General features: G+C 63.3%; 27 protein-coding genes. 11 read left to right on the top strand and 16 right to left on the bottom strand.

Annotated elements, in window-relative coordinates:
* The first annotated feature begins 25 nt into the window (after positions 1-25).
* From J2W94_RS05615 to J2W94_RS05605, 3 genes are all read left to right on the top strand, one after another.
* Positions 26-793, top strand: a complete 768-nt coding sequence (locus tag J2W94_RS05615) for an NAD kinase (RefSeq protein ID WP_310090921.1) — start codon at positions 26-28, stop codon at positions 791-793.
* 95 nt (positions 794-888) lie between these two features.
* Positions 889-1,392, top strand: coding sequence for a hypothetical protein (locus J2W94_RS05610; RefSeq protein WP_310090919.1), 504 nt, complete (start codon positions 889-891; stop codon positions 1,390-1,392).
* A 46-nt stretch (positions 1,393-1,438) separates the two neighbouring features.
* Positions 1,439-2,347, top strand: coding sequence for a 5'-nucleotidase (locus J2W94_RS05605; RefSeq protein WP_310090917.1), 909 nt, complete (start codon positions 1,439-1,441; stop codon positions 2,345-2,347).
* Between the two features lie 4 nt (positions 2,348-2,351).
* Here the strand turns inward: J2W94_RS05605 and J2W94_RS05600 are convergent, their stop codons facing one another.
* The 6 genes from J2W94_RS05600 to J2W94_RS05575 all read right to left on the bottom strand — a co-directional run bounded on the left by J2W94_RS05600 (position 2,352) and on the right by J2W94_RS05575 (position 8,882).
* Positions 2,352-2,888 carry a DUF2939 domain-containing protein gene (locus J2W94_RS05600; RefSeq protein WP_310090915.1) on the bottom strand — a complete coding sequence of 179 codons (537 nt, stop codon included), beginning with the start codon at positions 2,886-2,888 and terminating at the stop codon, positions 2,352-2,354.
* Between the two features lie 2 nt (positions 2,889-2,890).
* On the bottom strand, positions 2,891-3,577 hold the full coding sequence (locus tag J2W94_RS05595; RefSeq protein WP_310090914.1) for a DUF2461 domain-containing protein: 687 nt from the start codon (positions 3,575-3,577) through the stop codon (positions 2,891-2,893).
* A gap of 96 nt (positions 3,578-3,673) precedes the next feature.
* Entirely contained in the window at positions 3,674-5,116 is a 1,443-nt protein-coding gene (sbcB, locus tag J2W94_RS05590; RefSeq protein WP_310090912.1) for an exodeoxyribonuclease I, read from the bottom strand.
* Positions 5,116-6,483 (bottom strand): FAD-dependent oxidoreductase, encoded by a 1,368-nt coding sequence (locus J2W94_RS05585; RefSeq protein ID WP_310090910.1) that lies wholly within the window; start codon positions 6,481-6,483, stop codon positions 5,116-5,118. Before J2W94_RS05585 ends, sbcB begins: the two co-directional genes overlap by 1 nt.
* Positions 6,484-6,559: 76 nt before the next feature.
* Positions 6,560-7,834, bottom strand: coding sequence for a kynureninase (gene kynU, locus J2W94_RS05580; RefSeq protein ID WP_310090908.1), 1,275 nt, complete (start codon positions 7,832-7,834; stop codon positions 6,560-6,562).
* A 37-nt stretch (positions 7,835-7,871) separates the two neighbouring features.
* Positions 7,872-8,882, bottom strand: a complete 1,011-nt coding sequence (locus tag J2W94_RS05575; protein ID WP_310090907.1) for an amidohydrolase family protein — start codon at positions 8,880-8,882, stop codon at positions 7,872-7,874.
* A gap of 132 nt (positions 8,883-9,014) precedes the next feature.
* Between J2W94_RS05575 and J2W94_RS05570 the strand changes: the two genes are divergently transcribed.
* Complete coding sequence (locus J2W94_RS05570; protein WP_430540547.1) at positions 9,015-9,536, top strand: REP-associated tyrosine transposase; 522 nt, start codon at positions 9,015-9,017, stop codon at positions 9,534-9,536.
* A gap of 69 nt (positions 9,537-9,605) precedes the next feature.
* On the opposite strand, the gene J2W94_RS05565 is transcribed toward J2W94_RS05570, so the two are convergent.
* The 9 genes from J2W94_RS05565 to asnS all read right to left on the bottom strand — a co-directional run bounded on the left by J2W94_RS05565 (position 9,606) and on the right by asnS (position 16,408).
* On the bottom strand, positions 9,606-10,136 hold the full coding sequence (locus tag J2W94_RS05565) for a 3-hydroxyanthranilate 3,4-dioxygenase (RefSeq protein ID WP_310090905.1): 531 nt from the start codon (positions 10,134-10,136) through the stop codon (positions 9,606-9,608).
* A gap of 4 nt (positions 10,137-10,140) precedes the next feature.
* Complete coding sequence (locus tag J2W94_RS05560) at positions 10,141-10,566, bottom strand: RidA family protein (RefSeq protein WP_310090904.1); 426 nt, start codon at positions 10,564-10,566, stop codon at positions 10,141-10,143.
* Positions 10,559-11,224 carry a carbonate dehydratase gene (can, locus tag J2W94_RS05555; protein ID WP_310090903.1) on the bottom strand — a complete coding sequence of 222 codons (666 nt, stop codon included), beginning with the start codon at positions 11,222-11,224 and terminating at the stop codon, positions 10,559-10,561. Before can ends, J2W94_RS05560 begins: the two co-directional genes overlap by 8 nt.
* A 45-nt stretch (positions 11,225-11,269) precedes the next feature.
* The gene (locus J2W94_RS05550; RefSeq protein ID WP_310090902.1) at positions 11,270-12,700 is read right to left on the bottom strand and encodes an aldehyde dehydrogenase; all 1,431 of its coding nucleotides are present in this window, start codon (positions 12,698-12,700) and stop codon (positions 11,270-11,272) included.
* Between the two features lie 88 nt (positions 12,701-12,788).
* Positions 12,789-13,577 (bottom strand): SDR family NAD(P)-dependent oxidoreductase, encoded by a 789-nt coding sequence (locus J2W94_RS05545; RefSeq protein WP_310090901.1) that lies wholly within the window; start codon positions 13,575-13,577, stop codon positions 12,789-12,791.
* Positions 13,578-13,584: 7 nt separating this feature from the next.
* Entirely contained in the window at positions 13,585-14,217 is a 633-nt protein-coding gene (locus J2W94_RS05540) for an FMN-binding negative transcriptional regulator (protein ID WP_310090900.1), read from the bottom strand.
* Positions 14,218-14,226: 9 nt separating this feature from the next.
* Positions 14,227-14,535, bottom strand: coding sequence for a hypothetical protein (locus J2W94_RS05535; protein ID WP_310090899.1), 309 nt, complete (start codon positions 14,533-14,535; stop codon positions 14,227-14,229).
* A complete protein-coding gene (locus J2W94_RS05530; protein ID WP_310090898.1) occupies positions 14,532-14,837 on the bottom strand; it encodes a hypothetical protein in 306 nt (101 codons plus the stop codon). Before J2W94_RS05530 ends, J2W94_RS05535 begins: the two co-directional genes overlap by 4 nt.
* A gap of 170 nt (positions 14,838-15,007) precedes the next feature.
* Positions 15,008-16,408, bottom strand: coding sequence for an asparagine--tRNA ligase (asnS, locus tag J2W94_RS05525; protein ID WP_310090896.1), 1,401 nt, complete (start codon positions 16,406-16,408; stop codon positions 15,008-15,010).
* Positions 16,409-16,526: 118 nt separating this feature from the next.
* On the opposite strand from asnS, the gene J2W94_RS05520 reads away from it, so the two are divergent.
* The 6 genes from J2W94_RS05520 to J2W94_RS05495 all read left to right on the top strand — a co-directional run bounded on the left by J2W94_RS05520 (position 16,527) and on the right by J2W94_RS05495 (position 21,806).
* Positions 16,527-16,862 carry a HesB/IscA family protein gene (locus tag J2W94_RS05520; RefSeq protein ID WP_310090895.1) on the top strand — a complete coding sequence of 112 codons (336 nt, stop codon included), beginning with the start codon at positions 16,527-16,529 and terminating at the stop codon, positions 16,860-16,862.
* 93 nt (positions 16,863-16,955) lie between these two features.
* Complete coding sequence (locus J2W94_RS05515) at positions 16,956-18,716, top strand: DUF885 domain-containing protein (RefSeq protein WP_310090894.1); 1,761 nt, start codon at positions 16,956-16,958, stop codon at positions 18,714-18,716.
* A gap of 174 nt (positions 18,717-18,890) precedes the next feature.
* Positions 18,891-19,322 carry a 30S ribosomal protein S6 gene (gene rpsF, locus J2W94_RS05510; protein WP_310090893.1) on the top strand — a complete coding sequence of 144 codons (432 nt, stop codon included), beginning with the start codon at positions 18,891-18,893 and terminating at the stop codon, positions 19,320-19,322.
* A gap of 11 nt (positions 19,323-19,333) precedes the next feature.
* On the top strand, positions 19,334-19,564 hold the full coding sequence (gene rpsR / locus J2W94_RS05505) for a 30S ribosomal protein S18 (protein WP_310090892.1): 231 nt from the start codon (positions 19,334-19,336) through the stop codon (positions 19,562-19,564).
* Between the two features lie 172 nt (positions 19,565-19,736).
* Positions 19,737-20,186 (top strand): 50S ribosomal protein L9, encoded by a 450-nt coding sequence (gene rplI, locus J2W94_RS05500; RefSeq protein WP_310090891.1) that lies wholly within the window; start codon positions 19,737-19,739, stop codon positions 20,184-20,186.
* A gap of 225 nt (positions 20,187-20,411) precedes the next feature.
* Positions 20,412-21,806 carry a replicative DNA helicase gene (locus J2W94_RS05495; RefSeq protein ID WP_310090890.1) on the top strand — a complete coding sequence of 465 codons (1,395 nt, stop codon included), beginning with the start codon at positions 20,412-20,414 and terminating at the stop codon, positions 21,804-21,806.
* Between the two features lie 57 nt (positions 21,807-21,863).
* On the opposite strand, the gene J2W94_RS05490 is transcribed toward J2W94_RS05495, so the two are convergent.
* Positions 21,864-22,727, bottom strand: a complete 864-nt coding sequence (locus tag J2W94_RS05490; RefSeq protein ID WP_310090889.1) for a hypothetical protein — start codon at positions 22,725-22,727, stop codon at positions 21,864-21,866.
* Here J2W94_RS05490 and alr point away from each other — a divergent pair.
* A complete protein-coding gene (gene alr, locus J2W94_RS05485) occupies positions 22,720-24,063 on the top strand; it encodes an alanine racemase (RefSeq protein ID WP_310090888.1) in 1,344 nt (447 codons plus the stop codon). The genes J2W94_RS05490 and alr overlap by 8 nt on opposite strands.
* The last annotated feature ends 32 nt before the right edge of the window (positions 24,064-24,095 follow it).

Below are 24,095 nucleotides of genomic sequence, written 5' to 3'. Positions count from 1 at the left end.
GCTGGGTTGAGGTTATGCTGCCGCCATGACTACGCCACGCATCGCCTTTCTCGCCAGTCCCTCTGAAGAAGCGCAGCAGGCGCTGACGCAAATGACCGCGCTTCACGGCGTCTGCGAACCCGAAGACGCCGACGTGCTCTGCGCGCTGGGCGGCGACGGGTTCATGCTGCAGACCCTGCATCGCCATGGCGGCCTGGGCAAGCCGGTGTTCGGCATGAAGCTGGGCACCGTCGGCTTCCTGATGAATCATTACCGCGATGGCGGTCTTTTGGACCGCATCGCCGCGGCCGAACCCGCCAAGCTGCGCCCACTGGAAATGCTGGCGCTCACCGAATCGGGCGCCAGCATCGGCTCGCTGGCCTACAACGAGGTTTCGTTGTTGCGCCAGACCCGGCAGGCCGCGCATCTGAGCATCGATCTCAATGGCCAGACCCGCGTCGACGAGCTGGTCTGCGACGGATTGCTGGTGGCCTCGCCGGCCGGCAGCACCGCCTACAATTTTTCGGCGCACGGCCCGATCCTGCCGTTGGGCTCGCACACCATCGCCCTGACCCCGATCGCGCCGTATCGCCCGCGCCGCTGGCGTGGCGCGATCCTCAAGGCCGACACCGAAGTGCGTTTCCGCGTGCTCGACCCCTACAAGCGCCCGGTCAGCGCCACCGCCGATTCGCACGAAGTACGCGACGTCGTGGAGGTCACCATCCGCGAATCACGCGAGCGCACCGTGACGCTGTTGTTCGACCCCGAGCACAATCTGGAAGAGCGCATCCTCAGCGAGCAGTTCGTGGTCTGACCCGCCTTGACTTGACCGGAAAAGAGGTATGCTTTCGATAGCCGTGAAGTGGGGCGGCTCAAGTACAGACATTCCGATTGGGGGAGGGGTCTCCTATGAAGGGCAAGTGTGCGGTCATGCTGTGCGCGCTATTGGCCGCACCGCATGTTTATGCGTGCGGAATGACCAGCAAGCTGAAGCCGTTCGCGCTGGCTGCGGGCAGTGCGCCGGTCGAAACGGTGGACGGCGAGATACCTGCGCCGGTGGTGGCGGTCACGGAAATAGTCCGCGGCATCGGTCCCAAGCACACCACCTGCGATGACACCGGCCTGCTTTCGGTGGAGGTCGAATGGCCGCGCGGAAAGCACAAGCTGCGCGATGTAGGGTTCGAGTTCAAAGTGGTTTCCAATAACCCGGCCTATGCGATCTTCCCCGAAGGGCCGATCCAGGCTCCCGTCGAGGGACGCAGCAGCGATTTCCTGTTCATGTGGCAGGAAGGCGCGCCTGCGCAGCAGAAAACCATCGACCTGCAGGTCGAAGTACGGGCCGTGACCCGCGACAATCAGCGCGGGCCTCCGACCCGGATCGTGGTGCGCGCGGTTCCCGGAGGCACAAGCTAGCCAGGGCCTTCTCGTCGGATGCGACCGGCATGCGGGATAATGGCGCATGTCTTCCGATAACACCCCCCGCCTGCTGACTGTCGCGGTCACTTCCCGCGCGCTTTTCGACTTGGAAGAAAGCCACGCGCTTTTCGAGAGCGAAGGGGTCGAGGCGTACAGCGATTTCCAGCGGACGCACGAAGACGACGTGCTGGCTCCCGGCATGGCTTACTCGGTCGTGCGGAAATTGCTGGCGCTCAATGAAGGCGCGCCCGCCGATACGCCCAGGGTCGAAGTGATCCTGCTGTCGCGCAATTCCGCCGACACCGGGCTTCGCATCTTCAATTCCATCCAGCACCATCAGCTGGGCATCGTCCGCGCCACCTTCACGTCGGGCGAGCCGACTTGGCCGTACGCGAAGCCCTTCGGCGCGGACCTGTTCCTTTCCGCCAATCCGGAGTCCGTGCGGCGCTCGCTGGAACACGGCATCGCCGCGGCTACGATCCTGCCGGCCAAGGCTTTGCAGCAACGTTCCGACCAGCTGCGTATCGCTTTCGACGGCGACGCGGTGATCTTCGGCGACGAAAGCGAACGGGTGTCGCGGGAGCAGGGAGTGGAAGCCTTCGGCCGGCACGAGCGGGACCGCGCCAAGGAGCCTTTGTCGGGCGGGCCATTCAAGGGCTTCCTGTCCGCGTTGCACGATCTGCAGGCCGCTTTTCCGCCCGGCAAGGACGCACCCATCCGCACCGCGCTGGTCACCGCGCGTTCGGCCCCGGCGCACGAGCGCGTGATCCGTACCTTGCGCGAGTGGGGCGTGCGCCTGGACGAGGCGCTATTCCTCGGCGGCAGGCATAAAGGTCCGTTCCTGGAGGCGTTCGGCGCCGATATCTTCTTCGACGACTCCCAGCACAACATCGACAGTGCGCGCCTGCATGTGGCCACCGGCCATGTGCCGCACGGCGTGGCGAATCCCTGATTTCCTACAAGGGTAAGCGGATGTCGGCCAGCTTCCAGGTCAGCCCGTTGCGTTTGAACACGAACACCACCGGGTCGCCATCCTCGTCCTGCACGGTGGCGGTGAAACGCGACAACGACTCGTACTTATGTGTCGCCGTTTTCAGAGGATCGGCAGGCACGGGTTTGCCGTAGGTGTCGCCATCCACGGTCTCGCCGATGGATTGCTTCCACATGCTACGCCCCTGCAGCAAGGCGCCGATGCCCAGCGGGGTGACCATGGCGTCCACCCCGCTGCCCATGACATTGCTGGCGATCGACAAGGCGAAGGCGCCGAAGATATTCGACCCCAGGTCGCTGCCCGCGCGCCGCGCCAGGGCATCTTCCATCTGCGCCTTGATGCTGACGCGCAGAGCAGGGAAGTCGACATGCCGCTCCAGCTTGCCGGTGTCCTGCTCGGCCAGCGCCGTGCGGATGCCGTTGATCGCAAGGTACGGGCCTGCGGCCACATAGCCGACCAGGGCGATCAACAACACCAAGACCAAAGCGATCCATTTCTTCATGTTCAGAACTCCAGATCCAGGGCGGCGCACAGATAGTCCACGAATGGGGCCAGAGCGGCAAGGTCGGCCGCCAGCGTCTGCCGCAGCTTCGGCCCGGTCATGGTCCCGTTGTCCAGCAAACGCCAGAACACGAAGTTCTTGTGCCTCAGATCGTCGATGAATTCGAAATCGGCCGGAAACCCGCGCGGCGGGCGGCTCAACATCTCGCCTTCTTCGAATTCGAAGCGCTTGCGGAATTTCGGCGCATGAGCGGCGGCCTTCCAGCTGCCGGGATTGTCGACGATGAACTGGCGGATGCGGCGTTGGGTATCGGGTTCCGGATGCCAGAGACCGGCGCCGACGAAACATTCGCCGGGTTGCAGGTGCACGTAGAAGGAAGGTGCGGGCACTTGCTTGCGCCGCTCGTGGTAGAGCCGTGCGCCTTGCCAGGATTTGTAGGGGGACTTGTCGTTGGAGAAACGCGCGTCGCGATAGATGCGGAACAGCGAGCCGCCCACGGTTTTCGGATCCGAGCGGAAATGAGGGCTAACCTGAGCAAGATCGGGCTGCAGGTCGGTCAACAGGCGCAGGAACGGCTGACGCACGTGGTCTTCGTATTTCTGCTTGTTGGCGGCAAACCAGGCCTTGTCGTTGTGCTTGGCCAGGGCCCGCAGGAACTTGAAGCTGGCATCGGAGAAATAGGTAGTCATAGAAAGGCCATAAGCAAAGTTGCAGATAATCGCGCGTAGGAGCGACGTAAGTCGCGAATGAAATCCATCAAGATCCATTCGCGACTCACGTCGCTCCTACGATAGTTGGCGTTCCAACTCTTTACCCCATGCCAGCAGTTGATCCAACAAGACTTGTTTGACGCCGTCTTCCGCGCACTGCAGGCGAAGGGTATCGATCTCCTGATAATAGGATTCGAAGGTTGCTTCCGACATTCCGCTGTCCCTATGAAGTCGTTGCCTGCGGTAATGATTCCAGCGCTCCTGTTCGGGCTGGGTCAACGTGCCGGGCCAATTGCGGGCGCGATAGCGGAACAGAAGTTCCGGCAGGCGCGGGTCCTTGAAGCCGAACTCGCGCTTGTCCAGATGCTCGGGTGGCGTGGCACGGACTTCGGCCATCCTGCGCTTGTCGCCATCGGCGATGAAGCCGTCGTAAAGGGCGGCATCGACGTCGGCTTTGTCGTGCGCTCGCTCACTGCCGAAAACCTGCCGCATCTTCTCCGCGAGCTGCGTGGCGAAAGGACGCAGCCGGTCGGCCACGGCTTCGGCGGCGAGCCTGTCGATCCCCAGGCGGACGTAGTCCTCCTCGCGCAGGTGCGACCATGCGACCAGTGCGGGCGAGCGGTTCAGATGTACTTCCTTCAGTGGCACGCGTTGCTCGCCGGGCGGAAGATCCGCCGCGGGCGTGTAGAGCCGGTCGGCGATATCCCCAGCCTCGAGGCTCAACAGCGCTTCGGGATCGCCATCGAGATCGAATACGATGATGCGGTTGTCGAATCGCGGATGGCGGGCCAGGGGAAGCACAGGCGCTGCGCACATCCGGCTTGCGGGATAACGCTGGGAAATATGTAGGGCCGGGGTCAGCGCCACGGTGTCCAGCAGCGTGGCGGCGAAACGCTTGTCGCGCAGCTTGAGCGCGTAGTCCCACAGGCGTGGCTGGGCGTCGCGGAACTTACGCGCCATGCCTATCGTGGCGTATACGTCGGACAAAGCCTCGTGGGCGTCGCCCTCACGAACGCCATTGGCCGCCGCCAGATGCTCCAGCTTGAAAGAGGTGGCTCCATCCTCGCGTTCGGGCCAGACGATTCCCTCTGGACGCAGCGCATGCGCAAGCCGCATCACATCCAGCATGTCCCAACGGCTATTCCCACCGCGCCATTCGCGCTCGTACGGGTCGTAGAAATTGCGGAACAGTCCATGGCGTACGAACTCGTCATCGAAGCGCAGCGAGTTCCAGCCCAGCGTGCAGGTCTCCGGGCGCGCCATTTCCTCGGCGATGCGGGCGAAGGCTTCCGCTTCATCCACGCCCTCACGCAACGCATGCTGCGGGGCGATTCCGGTGATCAGCGTGGCGGCAGGCGAGGGCAGCAGATCGTCGGCGGGTTTGACGAAGAAGCTGATCGGCTCTTCTACGACATTCAGATCGCTATCGGTGCGTACTGAAGCGAACTGCGCGATGCGGGTGCGACGCGGGTCGCGGCCGAAGGTTTCCAGGTCGTAGAAAAGGAAACTCGCGGCCATCAGGCGGCGTCCACCAGGATGTCGAGGCGCGACATTATTTCGGCATCCACGGCTTTCCAGTCGACCGCCTCCAGCGAGTCCAGCCCGCGCGTCGCCGCGACCAGGATTTCGCGCTGTATCTCGCTACGATGCAGCGCCGTCGCGTACGGAATCAGCATGAAAGTGACCATGGTGTAGTGCGGCACGAAACGCCCAGGATGCCGCTCCTGCAGCACACGCTCAAGTTCCCGCTGCAGCAGGAAATCCGGGTCGTCGACACGGTCCCGCATCTCCAGGTAATTCTCCAGCGCCATCTGTTGGATGGCCGAGGCATTGGGCTTGCGTTCGGCCTCGAATGCAGCGAAGGCATCGGCAAGATCCGCATGCTGTTCCAGCTTCCGCGCCAATACCACGCAATCCTCGAACGCGCAGTTCATGCCCTGGCCATGGAAGGGCACCATGGCGTGCGCGGCATCGCCGAGCAGCACGGCGCGACCGTCGATATGCCAGCGATCCAGGTACAGCGTGGCCAGCAGCCCGGGGGGATTACGCTCCCAGTCCTGCTCCAACCGTGGGATCAACGGTACGGCATCGGCGAAATCGCGTTCGAACAAGGCCCTGGCCTCGGCGCCGGTTCGCAGCGTGGCGAAACTGGGATCGCCCTGGTTGGGCAGGAACAGGGTGACCGTGAAGGTCTTTTCGTCGTTCGGCAGCGCGATGCACATGTAGTGGCCGCGCGGCCAGATATGCAATGCATTGGGTTCGATCTTGAAATCGCCGTTCGCGTCCGGCGGGATTTCGAGTTCCTTGTAGGAATGGTCGAGGAACTCCGTCGTCTCGCCCAAGTCGGATCGTTTCATCATCGCCGCGCGCAACGAAGAGCCCGCGCCGTCGGCGCCCACCAGCGCTTCGAATCCAGCTTCGCTTGCCGAGCCGTCGCGCTCGTCGAGGAAACGCGCGGAACGGGCGTCGAAGTCGACGCTTTCGAGCTTGTGGTTGAAATGCAGACGGGCCCCGGCCTGTTCGGCAAGATCGAGCAGGACGATATTGAGGTCGCCGCGGTGGATCGACCAGATCACTTCCGAATCGTCGCGTCCATAACGCTGCAACTGCTGGCGGCCATCCAGGAAATGCACCATGCGGCCGCGCATCATCACCGCCTGTTCCATCACTTCGTCGTCGGCATCGGCCTGGCGCAAGGCATTACGCCCGCGCTCGGCGAGAGCCAGGTTGATGGAACGGCCGCCTTCGTAGCCTTTTACGCGTGGATCGCCGCGTTTCTCGTATACGTCGACGCGCCAGCCACGGCGGGCGAGCAGGATGGCCAGCAACGCGCCGGCCAGGCCGGCGCCGATGAGTGTGATGGATCTGGCAGTCGTATCAGTCAATGCACCCACCTGTCGTCATTCACTTATTTGCTCGTCATTCCCGCCTTCGCGGGAATGACGATTTTAAAGATGCCGTTTACACGCCCCGCCAAGACTCGACTTCCTCGACGAAACGATAAACGTCCATGAATTTGTTGTAGAGCGGTGCGGGCGAGATGCGAATCACATCGGGTTCGCGCCAATCGCCGATGGTGCCGACGGAGGAAAGGTATTCGAACAGCTCGCGTCCCCGTTCGCGCCCACCGGCGACGCGCAACGAGAGTTGGCTGCCGCGACGTGCCGGCTCGGAAGGCGTGACGATCTCCAATGTTTCGGGAACGCGCGCGCGTATCAGCGCCTCCAGGAAGCCGGTGATCTTCTCGGACTTGGTGCGGATCGCGGCCATGCCGCCGGCCTTGTCGAACACTTCCAGCGACGCCAGCAACGGTGCCAGCGCGAGGATGGGCGGATTGCTGAGCTGCCAGCCATCGGCGCCCGGCGTCGGCACGAACTGCGGGCCCATCTGGAAACGGGTTTCCTTTTCATGGCCCCACCAGCCAGCGAAGCGGGGGCGGCTGGTGCGGGCATGGCGCTCGTGCACGAAGCAGCCGGCGACGGCGCCCGGACCGGAGTTCATGTATTTGTAATGGCACCACACCGCGAAATCGGCCTGGCTGTCGTGCAGCTCGATTGGCACGTTGCCGACGGCATGGGCCAGGTCGAAGCCCGCCACCGCGCCTTGGGCGTGGGCGAGGCGCGCGATTTTCTTGAGCTCGAAAGACTGTCCGGTGCGGTACTGGATGCCAGGCCACAAGACCAACGCGGCACGCGACCCGTGCTCGCCTATCGCACGTTCTATGGCCCCCATCGACAAGGTGCCATCGGCCTGGTCGGGCTGCACTTCGATCAGCTGGGTCGCCGGATCGAAACCATGGAAGCGGATCTGCGATTCGACCGCATGCCTATCGGAAGGGAAGGCGCCGGCTTCGATGATGATGGCGGCGCGTTCGTTGGTCGGACGGTAGAAACTGACCATCATCAGGTGCAGGTTGGCGGTCAGCGAATTCATCGCCACCACTTCCGAGGGCTGGGCGCCGACCACGCGCGCAAGCGGTTCGCGCACCTGTTCGTGATAGGTCATCCATTGCGCCTGACCGGTGAAATGGCCCTCCACCGCTTCGTGGCTCCACTTGTCCAACACCTGCAGCACATGCGCGCGTGCGCCGCGCGGCTGCAGGCCCAGCGAGTTGCCGCAGAAATAGATCTGCTCGTTGTGTTTGTGCTTGGGAATCAGGAATTCGCTGCGCAGCGGACGCAGCGGATCGGCGGCGTCCAGGGCCATGGCATGGGTACGGGAAAGCAGATCGGTCATTTGGCAATCAATCTCTGGAAAAAGCGTGGGTTCTGGTTCATGCGAAGCGCGAGGCCGACAGGCCCAGCCATTCCAGCGCGGTGCCGTGGTACAGGCGCGCCTGTCCGGCCAAATCGAGATTCAGGGCTGCGATGCCTGCGCCCGGCTCCTGTTCGCCTAGTGGGAAGGGATAGTCGGTGCCCAGCATCACGCGCTCGGTGCCCACGGTGTCCAGCAGGTATCGCAACGCGCGGGGATCGGCCACCCATGAATCGAAGTAGAGTTGCTTGATGTAATCGCGAGGATTGCCGGGGTTGTCCGTGGCCACCAAGTCGGGGCGCATATTGAAACCGTGTTCGATGCGGCCGATGGTGTAGGGGAAACTGCCGCCGCCGTGGGCCAGGCAGATCTTCAATTTCGGCAACCGTTCCAGTACGCCGCCGAAGATCAGGCAGCAAGCAGCGCGCGATTGCTCGGCCGGCATGCCTACCAGCCAGGGCAGCCAGTATTTGGGCATGCTGGCCGCGCCCATCATGTCCCAGGGATGCACCAACACCGCGGCTTCCAACTCGGCCGCCGCCTGGAAGAACTCGAAGAGCTCGGGTGCGTCCAGATTCCAGTCGCCGATATGGCTGCCGATCTGCACCCCTTGCAGACCCAACTGGTCCATGCAGCGTTCCAGCTCCTGGACCGCCAGCCGTGGCGACTGCATCGGCACCGTGCCGATGCCCGCGTAGTGGCGGGGGTACTGTCGGCAAGCTTCGGCCGTGTGATCGTTGAGCGCCTGGTGCAGTTCCAATGCCTGATTGGGCTTGGCCCAATAGCTGAACATGACCGGCACGGTGCTGAGCACCTGCACCTGCACGTCGAACCTGGCGTAGTCGTCGATGCGTACCTGCGGATCCCAGGTTTTGGGCCAGATCTCGCGGAAGAACTTGCCATCCTTGTAGATGCGAGCACGCCCGTCATCGCCGTGATGGATCACGGGGAAGCGCTCGTCGTGGTACTTCTTCGCCAGGTCCGGCCAGGTATGCGGCAGGTAGTGGGCGTGGGTGTCGATCTTGAGCATGGCTCAGTTTAGCCGGGCGAGGCGGGCATTGCCTGGCTTCTGCAATCACGGATAGGGAGCGGGCAAAAATCTGACAGGAAAATCAGGATAGTAGGGCGGGCACGGCCCGCCGATGCCGCTAGCCTGCCGGGGATGCCAAACTATCGTCGCGCTCGTGCTCCCGGAGCCTGCTACTCGTTCACCGTGGTCACCGCATACCGGCGGCCGATCCTGGTGCAGTCCAATATCGAATTGCTGCGCGGGATTGTGGCTGGGGTACAAGCCTTATTTCCATTCCAGATAGATGGCTGGGTAATACTCCCCAATCACATACATGCCATCTGGCAATTGCCCGAGGACGACTGCGACTATTCAAAACGATGGGGGCTCATCAAAGCAGGATTCTCCAGGGAGAGCGGGCTATCCCGCAGCGATGGAATCGGTTGCGACGCACGCGTATGGCAGCCCCGCTTTTGGGAGCACCTGATCCGCGATGAATCGGATTGGCGCCGTCAGATGGATTACCTGCATTTCAATCCAGTCAAGCATGGTCTCGTAGAGCAAGTGCGAGAGTGGCCTTACTCCAGCTTTCATCGTCTGGTGAGGCAGGGGTTTTACGACCGGGATTGGGGGCTTGCCAACAATGGCCCAGACTCGGGGTTTGGCGAGCGATGACGGAAAGAGCGGCGGGCAGTGCCCGCCCTACATTCGCATTCCACGTGGCAGATACGGTTTGCTGTGCGCTTAGGTGTCCGGCATTACGTACCGATCGGGAGCCGGATTCAGATGCCCGCAGTTCCCGCAGGTGCGATGTTCGGCCGAGGAATAGAAGCGGTCGAACACGGGCGGGAAATCCTTCTCGATGTCGTGCAGGTGGAAGTATTCCTCGTACACCTTGTGGTTGCATCGTTCGCAGAACCACAGCAGGCCGTCGTCCTCGTGCGGCAGGCGCTTGCGTTCGATGACCAGGCCGATGGAATCGGGCATGCGCTGGGGCGAATGCGGCACGCGCGGCGGCAACAGGAAGATCTCGCCGGCCTTGATCGGGATATCGCGCACCGCCGCATCTTCTTGGATACGCAGCACCATTTCGCCCTCAAGCTGGTAGAACCATTCCGGGCCTTCGTCCCAGTGATAATCGGTGCGCGAATTCGGCCCGCCTACGACCATCACGATGAAGTCGCCGGCATAGATCACCTTGTTGCCGACGGGCGGCTTGAGCAGGTGGCGGTGTTCCTCGATCCAGGCTTGCAGGTTCAGTGGGTTCGGAAGCATCCGGTTACTCCTTGATCGCTGCGACGCACTTCAGTTCGATGGCGATCGGCGTAGGCAGGGCCGTTATGCCCAACGTGGTCCTGCAAGGGGCGGCGGCAGGGTCGGGGAAATGCTCGCCCCAAACCCGATTGTAGGCCTTGAAGTCGCGCGCCATGTCGGTGAGATAGACGGTCACGTCGATCAGGTCTTCCCAGGCAGCGCCGCTGGCCTCAAGCACCGCACGCACATTGGCGAAAACGGCACGCGCCTGCGCCTCGATGTCGTACTTGCGCACGCGGCCATCGGCGAAATACTCGTTGCCGGCGATGCTATCGTCGACAGGGTTGCGCGGACCGATGCCGGAAAGGAACAGCAAGTTGCCAACGCGACGCGCATGCGGATAGCTGCCCACCGGGGCGGGCGCGGAATCCGTACGCACCGCCTCACTCATGGCGATCGCCGTGCGGCTGCACCGCAGCGATGGCTTTCTGGTAGGCGGGCGCGAGTTGCTCGGTGCCGTCCACGTCCATGCCTAGCTGGCGCACGCGTCCGTCGAACAGGCTGTAGACCCAGCCGTGCACCGAAACCGCCTGCCCGCGCGCCCATGCGTCCTGCAGCATGGTCGTCTGGCACACGTTGCTGACCTGTTCTATGACGTTGAGTTCGCACAGACGCGCGTGGCGCAGCGAATCGGTTTCCACCTGTTCCAGCAGAGCGGCGTGTTTCTGCGCGACATCTCCCACGTGGCGCAGCCAGTTATCGGCCAAGCCCACGCGGCGGTTGGTCAGGCTGGCATGCACGCCGCTGCAGCCGTAATGGCCGACGATGAGGATGTGCTCGACCTTGAGCAGATCGACTGCGAACTGGATGGCGCTCAGGCAGTTCAGGTCGGTGTGCACGACCAGATTGGCGATATTGCGGTGTACGAAGACCTCGCCCGGATCCAGTCCCAGGATCTGGTTGGCCGGCACGCGCGAATCCGAGCAGCCGATCCAAAGGTAGCGGGGGGATTGTTGCTGGGACAGGCGTTTGAAGAAGCCGGGATCTTCCTGCTTGATCCGTTCGGCCCATTCGCGGTTGTTGTGTAAAAGCTGTTCGAGGTCGGTCATTCGTCCATTATCCCAGACTAAAGGCAGCAGACTAAAGGCAGCAGACTAAGGCAGCAGGGCCAGGCAGACATTCTTGGGTTCGGTGAAGAAACGCATCGCTTCGGCACCGCCCTCGCGACCCAGCCCGGAAGAACCGACGCCGCCGAACGGCGTACGCAGGTCGCGCATCAACCAGGTATTGACCCACACGATGCCCGCGCGCAACTGCGCGGAGAGCCGGTGCGCGCGATCCAGGTCGCGGGTCCATAGCGATGCGGACAGGCCGTAGTCGCTGGCATTGGCGAGGGCCAGAGCCTGCGCTTCGGTATCGAAGGCTTGCAGCGTGACCACGGGCCCGAAAATCTCTTCGCGGTTGCTTGCGCAGTCGGGCCCGAGCCCTTCGATCACGGTCGGTTCGACGAACCAACCGGCGCGATCTATCCGATTGCCGCCGTACAGGAACCGGCCGCCTTCTTCGCGCGCCCGCTGCAGACAGGCCATGACCTTATCCAGGTGGGCCTGCGAGACCAGCGGGCCCAGCTGTGTTCCCTCAGCCATGGGATCGCCTATTTGCAGATTGCGCACGCGTTCGACCAGGGCATCGCGGAAATCCGCGTAAATGGAGCGTTCGATCAGCAGGCGTGAACCGCACAGGCATATCTGGCCGGAATTCTGGAAAGCCGAACGCACCAAGGTATCGGTTTGGGCGCGCCAGTCGCTGTCGGCGAACACTAACGACGGATTCTTGCCGCCCAGTTCCAGCGACACTTTCTTCAACGCGGGCGCAGCCAGCGAGGCGATGCGCTTGCCGACCGCAGTGCTGCCGGTGAACGACACCGCACGCACCTGCGGATGGGTAACCAGCGGTTCGCCGACTTCCGGCCCCAGCCCGTGCACGATATTCAGCACGCCGTTCGGAAAACCGATCTCGGCCGCCAGTTCGCCCAGCATCGTCGCCGTCAGCGGCGTCACTTCAGAAGGTTTGGCGACTACCGTATTGCCGGCCGCCAAAGCGGGGGCGATCTTCCAGGTGAACAGATAGAGCGGCAGGTTCCACGGCGAAATCGTCGCCACCACGCCTAATGGCGGGCGCAAGGTGTAATTCAACCCCGCCTCGCCGTGATGCGATTCGCTGGCGAACTGGGTCGCCGCATGGGCGAAGAAGCGCAGGTTGGAAACCGCACGCGGTATCTCGACATCGCGCGCCAGCGCGAACGGCTTGCCGCCATCCAGCGACTCTGCGCGGGCGAAGGTATCGATGCGCGATTCCAACGCCACAGCGAGTTTCTCCAGCCATGCGGCGCGGTCGCTGTTGCGCAGAGCGGACCATGCCGGGAAGGCCCTCGCGGCGGCGGCGACGGCGGCTTCCACGTCTTCGGCATCGCCGCGCGCCACCTGCGCATGGGGCTGGGCCGTGCAGGGATCGAATACCTCCAGCCAACCTCCGCTTCTGGGCGGTTGCGCCTGGCCGTCGATCCAATGGTGCAGCTTCTGCATACGCCAAGCTTAACCGCCCGCGTCGAAAGCGTCATCGTTGGCGGAATGGGCGCCGATGGAGATGTATCCGGTGAAGCGTGTTCTCGCGCTAGATCGATTGCATACGCCCGCCGTCCACCGCCAGGCTGACGCCATTGACGTAGGCGGCCGCAGGACTGGCAAGGAAAGCGATGGCGGCGGCGATCTCACCGGCTTCGGCGAACCGGCCTACCGGCACGGTCGACAACATAGTGGCGGCGATCGCATCGCGTGTCTTGCCGGTGGAGGCGGAGCGGTCGTCCAGAATTTGCTCCAGTCGTGCCGTACGGGTATAGCCGGGCAATACGTTGTTGACCGTGATTCCGTCCTGGGCCAGTTCGCGCGACAAGGTCTTGGCCCAGCTCGCGACCGCGCCGCGGATGGCATTGGAGACGCCGAGGTTGACGATAGGTTCTTTCACCGAGGTGGAAATCACATTGACGATGCGGCCCCATTGCGCGCCCTGCATGCCGGGCAGCACCGCCCGCACCAGCATCTGATTGGCCAGCAGATGTTGGTTGAAGGCGTCGAGGTAGGCGCTGGCGTCCGCATCGATCGCGCGGCCACCGGGCGGCCCGCCCGTGTTGTTGACCAGAATATGCACCGGGTTGGCGCTGGCCAGCGCCTGTACGCGCGCAGCCAGCGCTTCGTGCTCGGAAATATCGACGGCTATCCAGTCGTGCCGCTGGCCTGCGGCATTGCGGGGCAGGGAGGACGCTACTGCTTCAAGCGTTTCGGCACGCCGTGCCAGCAGAGTGACGTCCGCACCCAGCAGCGCGAGCTCCAGTGCGGCCGCGCGTCCTATGCCTGCCGAGGCTCCGCAAACCAGCGCATGTTTTCCGTTGAGATTCAGGTCCATGCATTCCTCAGTCGGGCGCGCGACTTGCGAGTCGCTCCCTCATCAATTCCGCGATCTCATGCGACTGCGGATCCTCCAGCTTCGACAGCCCGTCCGCTGCACCCCGCACATTGGCCGCAGGATGGTTCTGACTGAGCTTGAATTTCAGTTCGATCCGTTCGGGCACGAAACGGAACCCCACGATCCCGCGCAACTGGCTGCGGAGCCTGGGGTTTTCGTGCTCGTAGCGCCAATCGCTGCCGACGGCGGTTTCGTGACGGACGCTCAGGCGGTCGACGATGCTGGCAAGGAAAGCCTCTTCGGTGGAAGCTTCCAGCCTGCCGGTCAGGTGCGCTACCGCGTAGTTCCAGGTCGGCACCCGCGCCGCTTCTTCCTTGTCGGTGTACCAGCCTGGGGAGATATAGGCATGCGGGCCGTGCGCGATCATCAATGCGGAGCCGCCATGCGCTACCTGCGGATTCGGCCTGGCCCAATGCCCTTCGATCAGCACGCGCTCGCCGTTGCGCGAATACAGCACGGGCAGATGGCTGGCGAAGGGGATGCCTTCCTCACAGCTGATCAGAGTAACGAAAGGATCGCGCCCCAGCAGCCGATCGAGTTCGAGCAGGTCGGTTTCAACGAAAGCCGAGGGCGTGTACATCGAAGCGGATCAGGCCCGCGCGCCCAGCGACTGCACCATCAGATTGCGCAATGCGGCGTCGTTCTCCGCGCGCGGCGGCGAGACTTCGTCCAGCGAGAAGCCCCTGGCCAACGCATCGTCTTCGTCCAATCCATCGAAAGCCACGAATTCGGCATCGAACAGCGCGGCGCGGGCGGTGTCGTCGCTGTCGTAGGTCAGGGTATTGCCGTCGCTGTCGAAGATTTCCGCGGTGCCCGCTTCGCGCACGCGCAGCCGCGCCCAGACCAAGGTGCGGCCGAGGGACGCTACATACCACTGATAGTCGATCGTTTCGTTCATGCCATCACCAGGGACAGGACCCAAAGCGCGCCGGCGCATGCCAGACCGAAAAAAATGACCAGCAGCGAAACCTTCGCCGGCGTCGCCAGACCGGTCAGCGAACTGTCGTGCGTTTCGCGGTAGCGGCCGCTCAACAGCCAGCCCAATGCGGCCGGCTTGAGGAAAGCCCCGGCGCCGAATTCGGCGGCGAGCGCTTCATGGCGGTCGCGCACGTGCACCAGCGTCAGCGGCCAGAAAATCACGAACGCGCAAAAACCGGCGATGGCGGTGGCGACGAAGAGCAGGGCGAAGAACAGGATCACTAAGAATCAAACCTCAGGAAGTTTTTAACGTCGTCATCCCAGCGAAAGCTGGGATCCATTTTGACTTTGACTTTGTTTTTCGTGCGTCAGTTAAGGCCACCGCGAAGATCAAGATGGATCCCAGCTTTCGCTGGGATGACGATGCTCTTTTTTCTTGGATGCCGGTGACATCAAAACTCAGCATTGCCCGGCGCGCGCGGGTAGGGGATCGAATCGCGGATATTGGAAAGTCCGCAGACATAGACCACCAGCCGCTCGAAACCCAGGCCGAAGCCCGCATGCGGCACCGTGCCGTAGCGGCGGAAATCGCGGTACCAGCCGTAATGCGCCGCATCCAGCCCGAACTGCGCCATGCGCGAATCCAGCACGTCCAGCCGTTCCTCGCGCTGGCTGCCGCCGATGATCTCGCCGATGCCGGGCGCAAGCACGTCCATCGCGGCCACGGTCTTGCCGTCGTCGTTGAGGCGCATATAGAACGCCTTGATGTGCTCCGGATAGTTGGTCACCACCACCGGCCGGCCCACGTGCTGCTCGGTCAGCCAGCGCTCGTGCTCGGTCTGCAGGTCCAGGCCCCATTCCACCGGGAAATCGAACTTCTGCTTGGATTCCTGCAGCAGCTTGATCGCATCGGTGTACTCGATGCGCTCGAACGGCGCGTTGATGAATTCTTCCAGCTTGGTGATCGCGGTCTTGTCCACGCGCTCAGCCAGGAACGCCAGGTCGTCGCCGCGCTCTTCCAGGACCGCACGGAACAGATACTTCAAGAACTCCTCGGCCACGCGCGCGTCCTCGGCCAGATCGGCGAAGGCGATCTCCGGCTCGATCATCCAGAACTCGGCCAGGTGGCGGGTGGTATTGCTGTTCTCGGCGCGGAAGGTGGGGCCGAAGGTGTAGACCTTGCTCAGCGCCAGGCAGTAGGCCTCGACGTTGAGCTGGCCGGACACGGTGAGGAAGGTTTCCTTGCCGAAGAAATCGCGGCTGAAATCCACCTCGCCCTTGTCGGTGCGCGGCAGGTTGGCCAGGTCCAGCGTGGACACGCGGAACATCTGGCCGGCGCCCTCGGCATCGGAGGTGGTGACGATGGGCGTGCTGATCCAGTAGTAGCCGTTCTGGTGGAAGAAACGGTGCACCGCCTGCGCCAGGCTGTTGCGGATGCGCGTCACCGCGCCGAACAGGTTGGTGCGTGGACGCAGATGGGCCACTTCGCGCAGGAATTCCAGCGAGTGCGCCTTGGGTTGGATCGGATAGGTTTCCGGGTCTTCCACCCAGCCGACCACTTCCAGCTCGGAGGCCTGGATCTCGTAACTCTGGCCCTGGCCCTGGGACACGACCAAGGTGCCCGTGGCCACGACCGCGCAACCCGCGGTGAGGTGCTTCACTTCGGATTCGTAGTTGCCCAGCGCGCTCGGGACGACGACCTGGATCGGCGCGAAGCAGGAGCCGTCGCTGACGTTGACGAAGGACAGGCCAGCCTTGGAATCGCGCCGTGTGCGCACCCAACCGCGTACCGTGACTTCGCCGCCGGCCGGGATCTTGCCCGCCAGCGCATGTTCGACGCTTACCACCGTCATGACTTGAATCCTTCGGGAACGCAACCATTAATGGAACGCGGAGTTTACCGGAGCAGCGCCGGGAAAGCCCCGTTCGCAGTCCTATGCAGGTCTATAATTGTCGCCAGCAGGAGATTTGATGGCTATCACCCTTACCCCGGTCGCGTTCCAACGCGTGCAACGCTTCGTTGCCGAGACGGGTGCTTTGGGCCTGCGTTTCGGCGTTACCCGCACCGGTTGCTCGGGTTGGGGCCACGTGGCCGACCTGGCCCGCGAGCAACGCCAGGACGACACCGTGTTCGAGCAGGAAGGCGTGAAGATCTTCGTCGATGCCGATAGCCTGTCCTTGGTCGACGGCACCGAGATCGATTTCGGCAAGCAGGGCCTCAGCGAAACCTTCTTGTTCCGCAATCCCAACGCCACCGCCGAGTGCGGCTGCGGCGAGAGCTTCACCACCGAAGCCGATCTGGCCTGACGCCATCGCAATGTGGCGGGTGCGACCAATGGCACTCCCACCGACCTGACCTCTCCGTATTAAGCTCCCGGTTCGCCGAATCCGGAGTGGTCCATGTTTCGTTCCTTGTTGCTGGCAGCGTTGACGCTTGCCGCCGTTCTACCCGCGCACGCCCAAACCACTGCTCAGAATCCCACGCTGCACAAGCTTTTCGCCGACGAATGGGAGCGCGGCCTGCGCGAAAGCCCAGAGAACGCCAGCTACAACGGCGACCCTCGCTTCAACGACCGTTGGACCGATTTCAGCCTGTCGGCGATCGTTGCTCGCCAGGACGAGGATCGCGCGGCGTTGGAAAAGCTGCATGCGATCGACCGCAAGACCCTGTCCGCGGCCGACCAGCTGGACTACGACACTTTCGAATGGAACCTGCAGCGCAGTATCGAGCGGCAGAAGTTCCGCGAATACCAGCAGCCGATCAGCCACCAGGGCGGGCCGCAGACCGCGGACGGAATCGCGGAGGTGCTGCCTTTCGCCACGGTCAAGGACTACCAGGACTGGTTGAAGCGCCTGCAAGCGTTGCCCAAGACCATCGACCAGATCGTCGTGTTGCTGCAGGAAGGCGTGAAAGCGGGCAATCTGCCGCCGCGCGTGCTGATGCAGCGCGTGCCGGCGCAGATCGCGGGGCAGGTGGTCGATGACCCGGCCAAGAGCGCCTTCTACAAGCCGTTCCTGAAGTTCCCGGACAGCATCTCCCAGGCCGAGCGCGGCAAGCTGCAGGCCGACGCCAAGCGCATCATCGCCAGCGACGTGGTTCCCGCGTATCGCAAGCTGCAGACGTATTTCAACGGGGAATATCTGCCCAAAACCCGCGAATCGATCGCCGCGACCGATTTGCCGGACGGCAAGGCCTACTACGATTTCCTGGCGCGCTACTACACGACGACCGAGCTGAGCGCCGACCAGATCCACGCCATCGGCCTGAAGGAGGTCGCGCGCATCCGGGCCGAGATGGAGAAGGTCAAGGCGCAAGCGGGCTTCAAGGGCACGCTGGGCGAATTCTTCACCTACCTGCGCACCGATCCGAAGTTCTTCCACAAGACGCCGGACGAGCTGCTGACCGCTTACCGGGCGCTGTCCAAGCGCATCGACCCGGAACTGGTGAAGGTATTCAAGACCATCCCACGCCTGCCGTACGGCGTGCGGCCGATCCCCGACAACATCGCCCCGGACACCACCACCGCCTACTACCAGCCGGGCGCCTCCGACGGCACCCGGCCCGGCTATTACTACGTCAATCTGTACAAGCCCGAGGTTCGGCCGACCTGGGAAATGGTGCCGCTGTCGTTGCACGAGGCCGTGCCTGGTCATCACTTCCAGTTCGCGCGCGGGCTGGAGATTCCGGACGCTCCGATGTTCCGCCGCACCGCCTATTTCGTCGCCTATGGCGAAGGCTGGGGCCTGTACGCGGAGCAGTTGGGCTACGAAATGGGGCTATACGACGACCCCTATGACCGTTTCGGTCAGTTGGTCTATGAAATGTGGCGCGCGGTCCGGCTGGTGGTGGACACCGGCATGCATGCCAAGGGCTGGAGCCGGGAGCGGGCCATCGCCTATTTCAAGGACAACGCGGCCAAGACCGATCAGGACATCGTCAACGAGATCGACCGGTACATCGGCACGCCCGGGCAGGCGCTGGCCTACAAGATCGGGCAGATGAAGATCTCCGAGCTGCGGGCCAAGGCCAAGCGCGAGCTGGGGCCGAAGTTCGATCTGCGGGAATACAACGACGCGGTGCTGGAGACCGGTTCGGTACCCCTGGAGGCCCTGGAAAAGCACATCGACGCCTGGATCGCGAGCCGCAAAGCCGCCCAATAAGGCCTCGGCTTGCGGCTAAGTCATTGAGCTGACATAATTTACGGCTTCCTGCGGGCACCCGCTCGTGGGAACCCTTGCCCCACCGCGTCCTTCATCCTCATGTTTTTGGGGGACGGTTCGGGGGGCTGTCCGGTCCGGCTTCCCGCCGGGCCCTCATCCGAAAGGTATACAACGATGCGTCATTATGAAGTCGTGTTCCTGGTCCATCCCGACCAGAGCGAGCAAGTGCCTGCCATGATCGAGCGTTACAAGACGCTGGTCGAGAATGGCGGCGGCAAGATCCACCGTCTGGAAGACTGGGGCCGCCGTCAGCTGGCTTACCCGATCCAGAACCTGGTCAAGGCCCACTACGTGCTGTTCAACATCGAAGTCGAACAGGCGATCCTGGCCGAACTGACCGAAAGCTTCCGCTTCAACGATGCGGTGCTGCGCCACCTGATCATGAAGCGCGATGAAGCCGACACCGAGATGTCGATCATCATGAAGAGCAAGGACGAGAAGGGCGATAAGCCCGAGCGTGGCGAACGCCGCCGTCGCGATGACGACGAGGGCGAGGTTGTCGAAGCCGCCATCGACACCGATTCCGACACTGCCGAAGCTGCCTAAGGAGCAAACCCATGTCCAAGTTCTTCCGTCGCCGCAAGTTCTGCAAGTTCACCGCCGAAGGCGTGAAAGAGATCGACTACAAGGATCTCAACACCCTGCGCCAGTACCTGACCGAAACCGGCAAGATCGTTCCCAGCCGCGTGACCGGCACCAAGTCGCGCTACCAGCGCCAGTTGTCCACCGCGGTCAAGCGCGCCCGTTTCCTGGCGCTGATCCCGTACACCGACAGCCACGACATGTAAGGCGGTGAGGTCGGCAGCTGCGCTGCCTGCAAAGGGCCAAGGGTGAAGTAACAGCCGTTTGCCATTGACACTTCGCAGCCCGCAAGGGCGACTTCACTCTTTACCGTTTACGTCCAATTCGGACAGCCCACCGCTGCGGGATGAATCCCGCTAACGAATACGGAGCAAGACCATGCAACTGATCCTCCTGCAGAAAGTGACCAATCTCGGCGTGCTCGGCGATAAGGTCGACGTGAAGCCGGGCTACGGCCGCAACTACCTGGTGCCGCAGGGCAAGGCCGTGCCGGCCACCGCCGCCAACGTCGCCGAGTTCGAAGCCAAGCGCGCCGACTACGAAGCCAAGGCCAAGTCGATCCATGACGAAGCCGAAGGCCGTCGCGCCAAGCTGGAAGGCGCCAGCGTCACCATCAGCGCCAACGCCGCTACCGAAGGCAAGCTGTTCGGTTCGGTCGGTCCGCGCGACATCGCCGAAGCCTTCACCAAGGCGGGTTTCCCGCTGGAGAAGAGCGAAGTCATCCTGGGCGAAGGCGCGTTCCGCCATATCGGCGAATACGACGTGCTGGTGCACCTGCATGCCGACGTCGAAACCACGGTCAAGGTCGTCGTCATCGCCGACGTCTGAGCCTGATCCGCCGCAATACCGTGACGGGCGCCGAAAGGCGCCCGTTTCGTTTTCGGTATCGCAAGATTTGAGACCGGCAAGGTTTATCAAGCAATCGTACTTATCCACAGGTTGTGCCATCGCGAGCACACAGGCGGAACACCTACGATGGCCGATCAGATCCGCCGAGCGTTGTCCACCCGCGTTCACCTCATCGCAAGCCCTGCACAGGAATCCACCGCACCCATGTCCGCACGCCCAGGTTTCCGCTACGACCAGCACGACGCGCGCATCGAACAACTGCGCGTGCCGCCGCATTCCATCGAAGCGGAGCAGGCGGTGCTGGGCGGGTTGATGCTGGCGCCGGAAGCCTACGACCGCATCAACGACAAGCTCAACGACACCGACTTCTACCGCCGCGACCACCAGTTGATCTATCGCGCGATCAGCGAGCTGGCGGAGAAGAGCCGTCCCTACGACGCGGTGACCCTGGGCGAGTGGTTCGAATCTCAGGGACAGATCGAGCAGGTCGCCGGCGGCGCCTATCTGGTGGAACTGGCCACCACCACGCCGTCGGCCGCCAACATCGTGGCTTACGCGGAAATCGTGCGCGACAAAGCGGTGATGCGGCAGCTGATCGAGGTCGGCACGGCGATCATCAACGACGGCTTCCAGCCCGACGGCCGCGACAGCGCCGAACTGCTGGCCAAGGCCGAACAGGAAGTCTTCGCCATTGCCGAAGCCGGCGCGCGCGGGCGCACCGATTTCACCGCGGTCAATACCGCGTTGAAGGACGCATTCGAAGTGCTGCAGAGCCGTTTCGAGAACGGCGGCAGCATCACCGGTCTGCCCACCGGCTATCACGACTTCGACGAAATGACCGCCGGCCTGCAGCCGACCGACCTGCTGATCCTGGCCGCCCGTCCGGCCATGGGCAAAACCACGCTTGCCTTGAACATCGCCGAGTACGCAGCGATCAAGTCGAAGAAGGCGGTCGCGGTGTTCTCGATGGAAATGTCGGCTTCGCAGCTGGCCTTGCGCCTGATTTCCTCCAACGGCCGGGTCAACGCCACCCGCCTGCGCACCGGCCAGCTGGAGGACGAAGACTGGAGTCGGGTCACCAGCGCCATCCGCATGCTCAAGGAAACCAAGATCTTCATCGACGATACGCCGGCGCTGTCGCCGGACGTGCTGCGCTCCAAGGCGCGCCGGCTCAAGCGCGAGCACGATCTGGGGCTGATCGTGATCGATTACCTGCAGCTGATGGCGGTGCCAGGCAATAGCGAGAACCGGGCCACGGAAATCTCCGAGATCTCCCGCTCGCTCAAGGGACTGGCCAAGGAACTCAACGTGCCGGTGATCGCGCTCTCGCAGCTCAACCGCTCGCTGGAAACCCGCACCGACAAACGCCCGGTCATGGCCGACCTGCGCGAATCCGGCGCTATCGAGCAGGACGCCGACGTCATCATCTTCATCTACCGCGACGAGTACTACCACAAGGACTCGGCGGACAAAGGCCTAGCCGAAGTCATCATCGGCAAACAGCGTAACGGCCCCACCGGTTCGATCAAGCTGAAGTTCTTCGGCGAGTACACGCGCTTCGACAACCTGGCGCATGACGCGGTCGGAAGCTTTGAGTAGGGCGGGCATTGCCCGCCACCTAGGTGCGATGGACGTTCGCGGCGGACAGTGCCCGCCCTACATATTGGCCTTCGGCTTTTCCTGCGTCACCTTGTTCAGCAGCTTCACCGCATAACCGCTGCCCGGTACCACCGCCGAAGCCACTTCCGCGCCCAGCTCGAACATCATTTCCCGCGACATCACGATGTCGACTTTCTCGCGGAACCATTCGCCGTTCTCGATCACCTCGCCAGTGAGGCCGTCGATCTCGATCACGCCCAGCTTGTTGTTCCAGTTGTATTCGAAGGCGAACACCGGGCGGAAATACAGGTGCGCGGTGGTGAACTCGACCGTGTCGCTCTGGATCGAATGGGCGTCGATGGGCTCGGCGGCCAGTTTCGCCTTCACGATCTGCACGGCGGCGTTGAACGGCAGTTGCGGCGGAATGGTGCCGTCCATGTCGAGCTGGGCGCGCTCGGTCGCCTTGTAGCGGTCGATATAGCCCTGCAGCTTGGCCGGTTTGATCCCGCGCTTGAGCCCATCCTGGTGGACCACCGCATCGATCTTGCGGTGGCAGAATTCCTGCAGCTGCACATCGATGCGCGGCTTGCTGCCGCTATTGGGAACGATCTCGAAGGAACTTCCGGCGATCTCGACCTTGCGCGCGTAGGGATTGGTGATCTGCACCGGATATACCGCTTCGTGCAGATAGTCGATCTCGCGACGCGCAACCAGGTGCCAGAACGGTTCGTAGCGCAGCTCCCATTTCGAGAGTTTCACCGTTTCCGCCTTCGGCCGGTTCAGCGGATTGAGCCGCGCCAGCGTACCGAAGGCGGCCAGCTTGCTCTTCTCGGCCTGTTCCTCCGCCGCCCGGCTCGGGTATATCTCTTCGAAATAGAGGATGCGGTAGACCGAGCTGTCCGGAGTGAGCGTGGTGTCCATCTTCGATCCTGGCGCGCCGTGGCTATCGTTATCGATACGGAATCCGGCGACGGCGCAGGCCAATGCGCCGCCGACGGCGGGCTCGCCAACGCGAGGACGCTGCGGACCGTTCGCGTTGCCGCCAGGGTGGGGCGGCTACAATCCGGCGATGTCCGACTCGTCTCCGACCGCCGTGCCCGGTCAACCCAACCCGTCTCGCGCCGAAGCCAGCGACCGTCCCACGCGCATCCGCGTGGACCTCGACGCATTGACCCATAACCTGCAGGCGCTGCACAGCCACACCGGCGTGCCGATCATGGGCATCGTCAAAGCCAATGCCTATGGGCATGGCCTGGTGCCGGTGGCCCGGCACCTTGAAGCGCAGGGGATCGCCCAGTTGGGCGTCGCCTTCGTGGAGGAGGGCCTGGCCCTGCGTCGGGCGGGAGTGCGGATACCGATCCTGGTATTGGGCGGGATCCACGCGCCGCAGGTGACCCAGTTCCTGATCCACGACCTGGAAGTGACCGTCTCCTCCATAGACAAACTTCGCCAGGTGGAGCAGGCCGCTCAATCGGTCGGCCGCAAGGCGGTGATCCACCTGAAGATCGATACCGGCATGGAACGCATCGGCGTGCACAGCGAGAGCGCGGGTGCCTTCATCGAAGCGGCCGTGGCTTCGCGCTGGTGCACGGTCAAGGGCGTCTATTCGCATCTTGCCTGTTCCGACGATCCTTCCTCCGCCATGACTGCCGAGCAGTTGCAGCGTTTTCTGGCCGCCTGCTCGCACTTCGAGCGGATCGGCGCGCCGATGCCGCTGCGCCACCTCGCCAATTCCGGAGGCGTGCTGCATTTTCCGGACACCTGGCTGGACATGGTGCGCCCGGGCATCGCGCTGTACGGGGTGATGCCGGACCCGGCGTCGCGCGCGACCGTGGCGCTGAAACCGGCGCTGTCGCTGGTATCCAGCGTGGTCTACTTCAAAGTGGTCAAAGCGGGCCGCACGGTGAGCTACGGCGCTACCTGGGCGGCGGCGGCGGATACGCGCGTGATCACGCTTCCCATCGGTTATGGAGACGGCTATCCGCGCGCGTTGTCCTCGCGCGGCGAGGTGCTGGTGCGCGGGCAGCGTCATCCGATCATCGGCCGCATTTGCATGGACCAGTTCATGGTCGACATCGGCCCGGCCGGCACCGCCTACAACGGCGATGAAGTGGTGCTGATCGGGCGGCAGGGCGATGCGGCGATCGACTGCGAAGCGGTGGCGCAGGCCGCGGGCACCATTCCGTATGAAATCCTGACTGGCCTCAACCAGCGCATCCCACGCGAGTACCTCGTGGCCAACGCCGCCGGCGCATAGCGCCGCTTCCCGCCAAGAGACGCGCCGGCGCT

Origin of the sequence: Pseudoxanthomonas sacheonensis (genome assembly GCF_031455975.1) — a bacterium.
In the GTDB taxonomy this organism is placed as follows: domain Bacteria; phylum Pseudomonadota; class Gammaproteobacteria; order Xanthomonadales; family Xanthomonadaceae; genus Pseudoxanthomonas_A; species Pseudoxanthomonas_A sacheonensis_A.
Note: the sequence above shows the minus strand (reverse complement) of the source record. Positions and strands in the feature narration are given on the sequence as shown.

Excerpts from the sequence above, each read along its gene's own strand:
- J2W94_RS05615 (WP_310090921.1), top strand. The coding sequence starts at position 26 with ATGACTACGCCACGCATCGCCTTTCTCGCCAGTCCCTCTGAAGAAGCG.
- J2W94_RS05610 (WP_310090919.1), top strand. The coding sequence starts at position 889 with ATGAAGGGCAAGTGTGCGGTCATGCTGTGCGCGCTATTGGCCGCACCG.
- J2W94_RS05605 (WP_310090917.1), top strand. The coding sequence starts at position 1,439 with ATGTCTTCCGATAACACCCCCCGCCTGCTGACTGTCGCGGTCACTTCC.
- J2W94_RS05600 (WP_310090915.1), bottom strand. The coding sequence starts at position 2,888 with ATGAAGAAATGGATCGCTTTGGTCTTGGTGTTGTTGATCGCCCTGGTC.
- J2W94_RS05595 (WP_310090914.1), bottom strand. The coding sequence starts at position 3,577 with ATGACTACCTATTTCTCCGATGCCAGCTTCAAGTTCCTGCGGGCCCTG.
- sbcB (WP_310090912.1), bottom strand. The coding sequence starts at position 5,116 with ATGGCCGCGAGTTTCCTTTTCTACGACCTGGAAACCTTCGGCCGCGAC.
- kynU (WP_310090908.1), bottom strand. The coding sequence starts at position 7,834 with ATGACCGATCTGCTTTCCCGTACCCATGCCATGGCCCTGGACGCCGCC.
- J2W94_RS05575 (WP_310090907.1), bottom strand. The coding sequence starts at position 8,882 with ATGCTCAAGATCGACACCCACGCCCACTACCTGCCGCATACCTGGCCG.
- J2W94_RS05570 (WP_430540547.1), top strand. The coding sequence starts at position 9,015 with ATGCCAAACTATCGTCGCGCTCGTGCTCCCGGAGCCTGCTACTCGTTC.
- J2W94_RS05565 (WP_310090905.1), bottom strand. The coding sequence starts at position 10,136 with ATGCTTCCGAACCCACTGAACCTGCAAGCCTGGATCGAGGAACACCGC.
- J2W94_RS05560 (WP_310090904.1), bottom strand. The coding sequence starts at position 10,566 with ATGAGTGAGGCGGTGCGTACGGATTCCGCGCCCGCCCCGGTGGGCAGC.
- can (WP_310090903.1), bottom strand. The coding sequence starts at position 11,224 with ATGACCGACCTCGAACAGCTTTTACACAACAACCGCGAATGGGCCGAA.
- J2W94_RS05550 (WP_310090902.1), bottom strand. The coding sequence starts at position 12,700 with ATGCAGAAGCTGCACCATTGGATCGACGGCCAGGCGCAACCGCCCAGA.
- J2W94_RS05545 (WP_310090901.1), bottom strand. The coding sequence starts at position 13,577 with ATGGACCTGAATCTCAACGGAAAACATGCGCTGGTTTGCGGAGCCTCG.
- J2W94_RS05540 (WP_310090900.1), bottom strand. The coding sequence starts at position 14,217 with ATGTACACGCCCTCGGCTTTCGTTGAAACCGACCTGCTCGAACTCGAT.
- J2W94_RS05535 (WP_310090899.1), bottom strand. The coding sequence starts at position 14,535 with ATGAACGAAACGATCGACTATCAGTGGTATGTAGCGTCCCTCGGCCGC.
- asnS (WP_310090896.1), bottom strand. The coding sequence starts at position 16,408 with ATGACGGTGGTAAGCGTCGAACATGCGCTGGCGGGCAAGATCCCGGCC.
- J2W94_RS05520 (WP_310090895.1), top strand. The coding sequence starts at position 16,527 with ATGGCTATCACCCTTACCCCGGTCGCGTTCCAACGCGTGCAACGCTTC.
- J2W94_RS05515 (WP_310090894.1), top strand. The coding sequence starts at position 16,956 with ATGTTTCGTTCCTTGTTGCTGGCAGCGTTGACGCTTGCCGCCGTTCTA.
- rpsF (WP_310090893.1), top strand. The coding sequence starts at position 18,891 with ATGCGTCATTATGAAGTCGTGTTCCTGGTCCATCCCGACCAGAGCGAG.
- rpsR (WP_310090892.1), top strand. The coding sequence starts at position 19,334 with ATGTCCAAGTTCTTCCGTCGCCGCAAGTTCTGCAAGTTCACCGCCGAA.
- rplI (WP_310090891.1), top strand. The coding sequence starts at position 19,737 with ATGCAACTGATCCTCCTGCAGAAAGTGACCAATCTCGGCGTGCTCGGC.
- J2W94_RS05495 (WP_310090890.1), top strand. The coding sequence starts at position 20,412 with ATGTCCGCACGCCCAGGTTTCCGCTACGACCAGCACGACGCGCGCATC.
- J2W94_RS05490 (WP_310090889.1), bottom strand. The coding sequence starts at position 22,727 with ATGGACACCACGCTCACTCCGGACAGCTCGGTCTACCGCATCCTCTAT.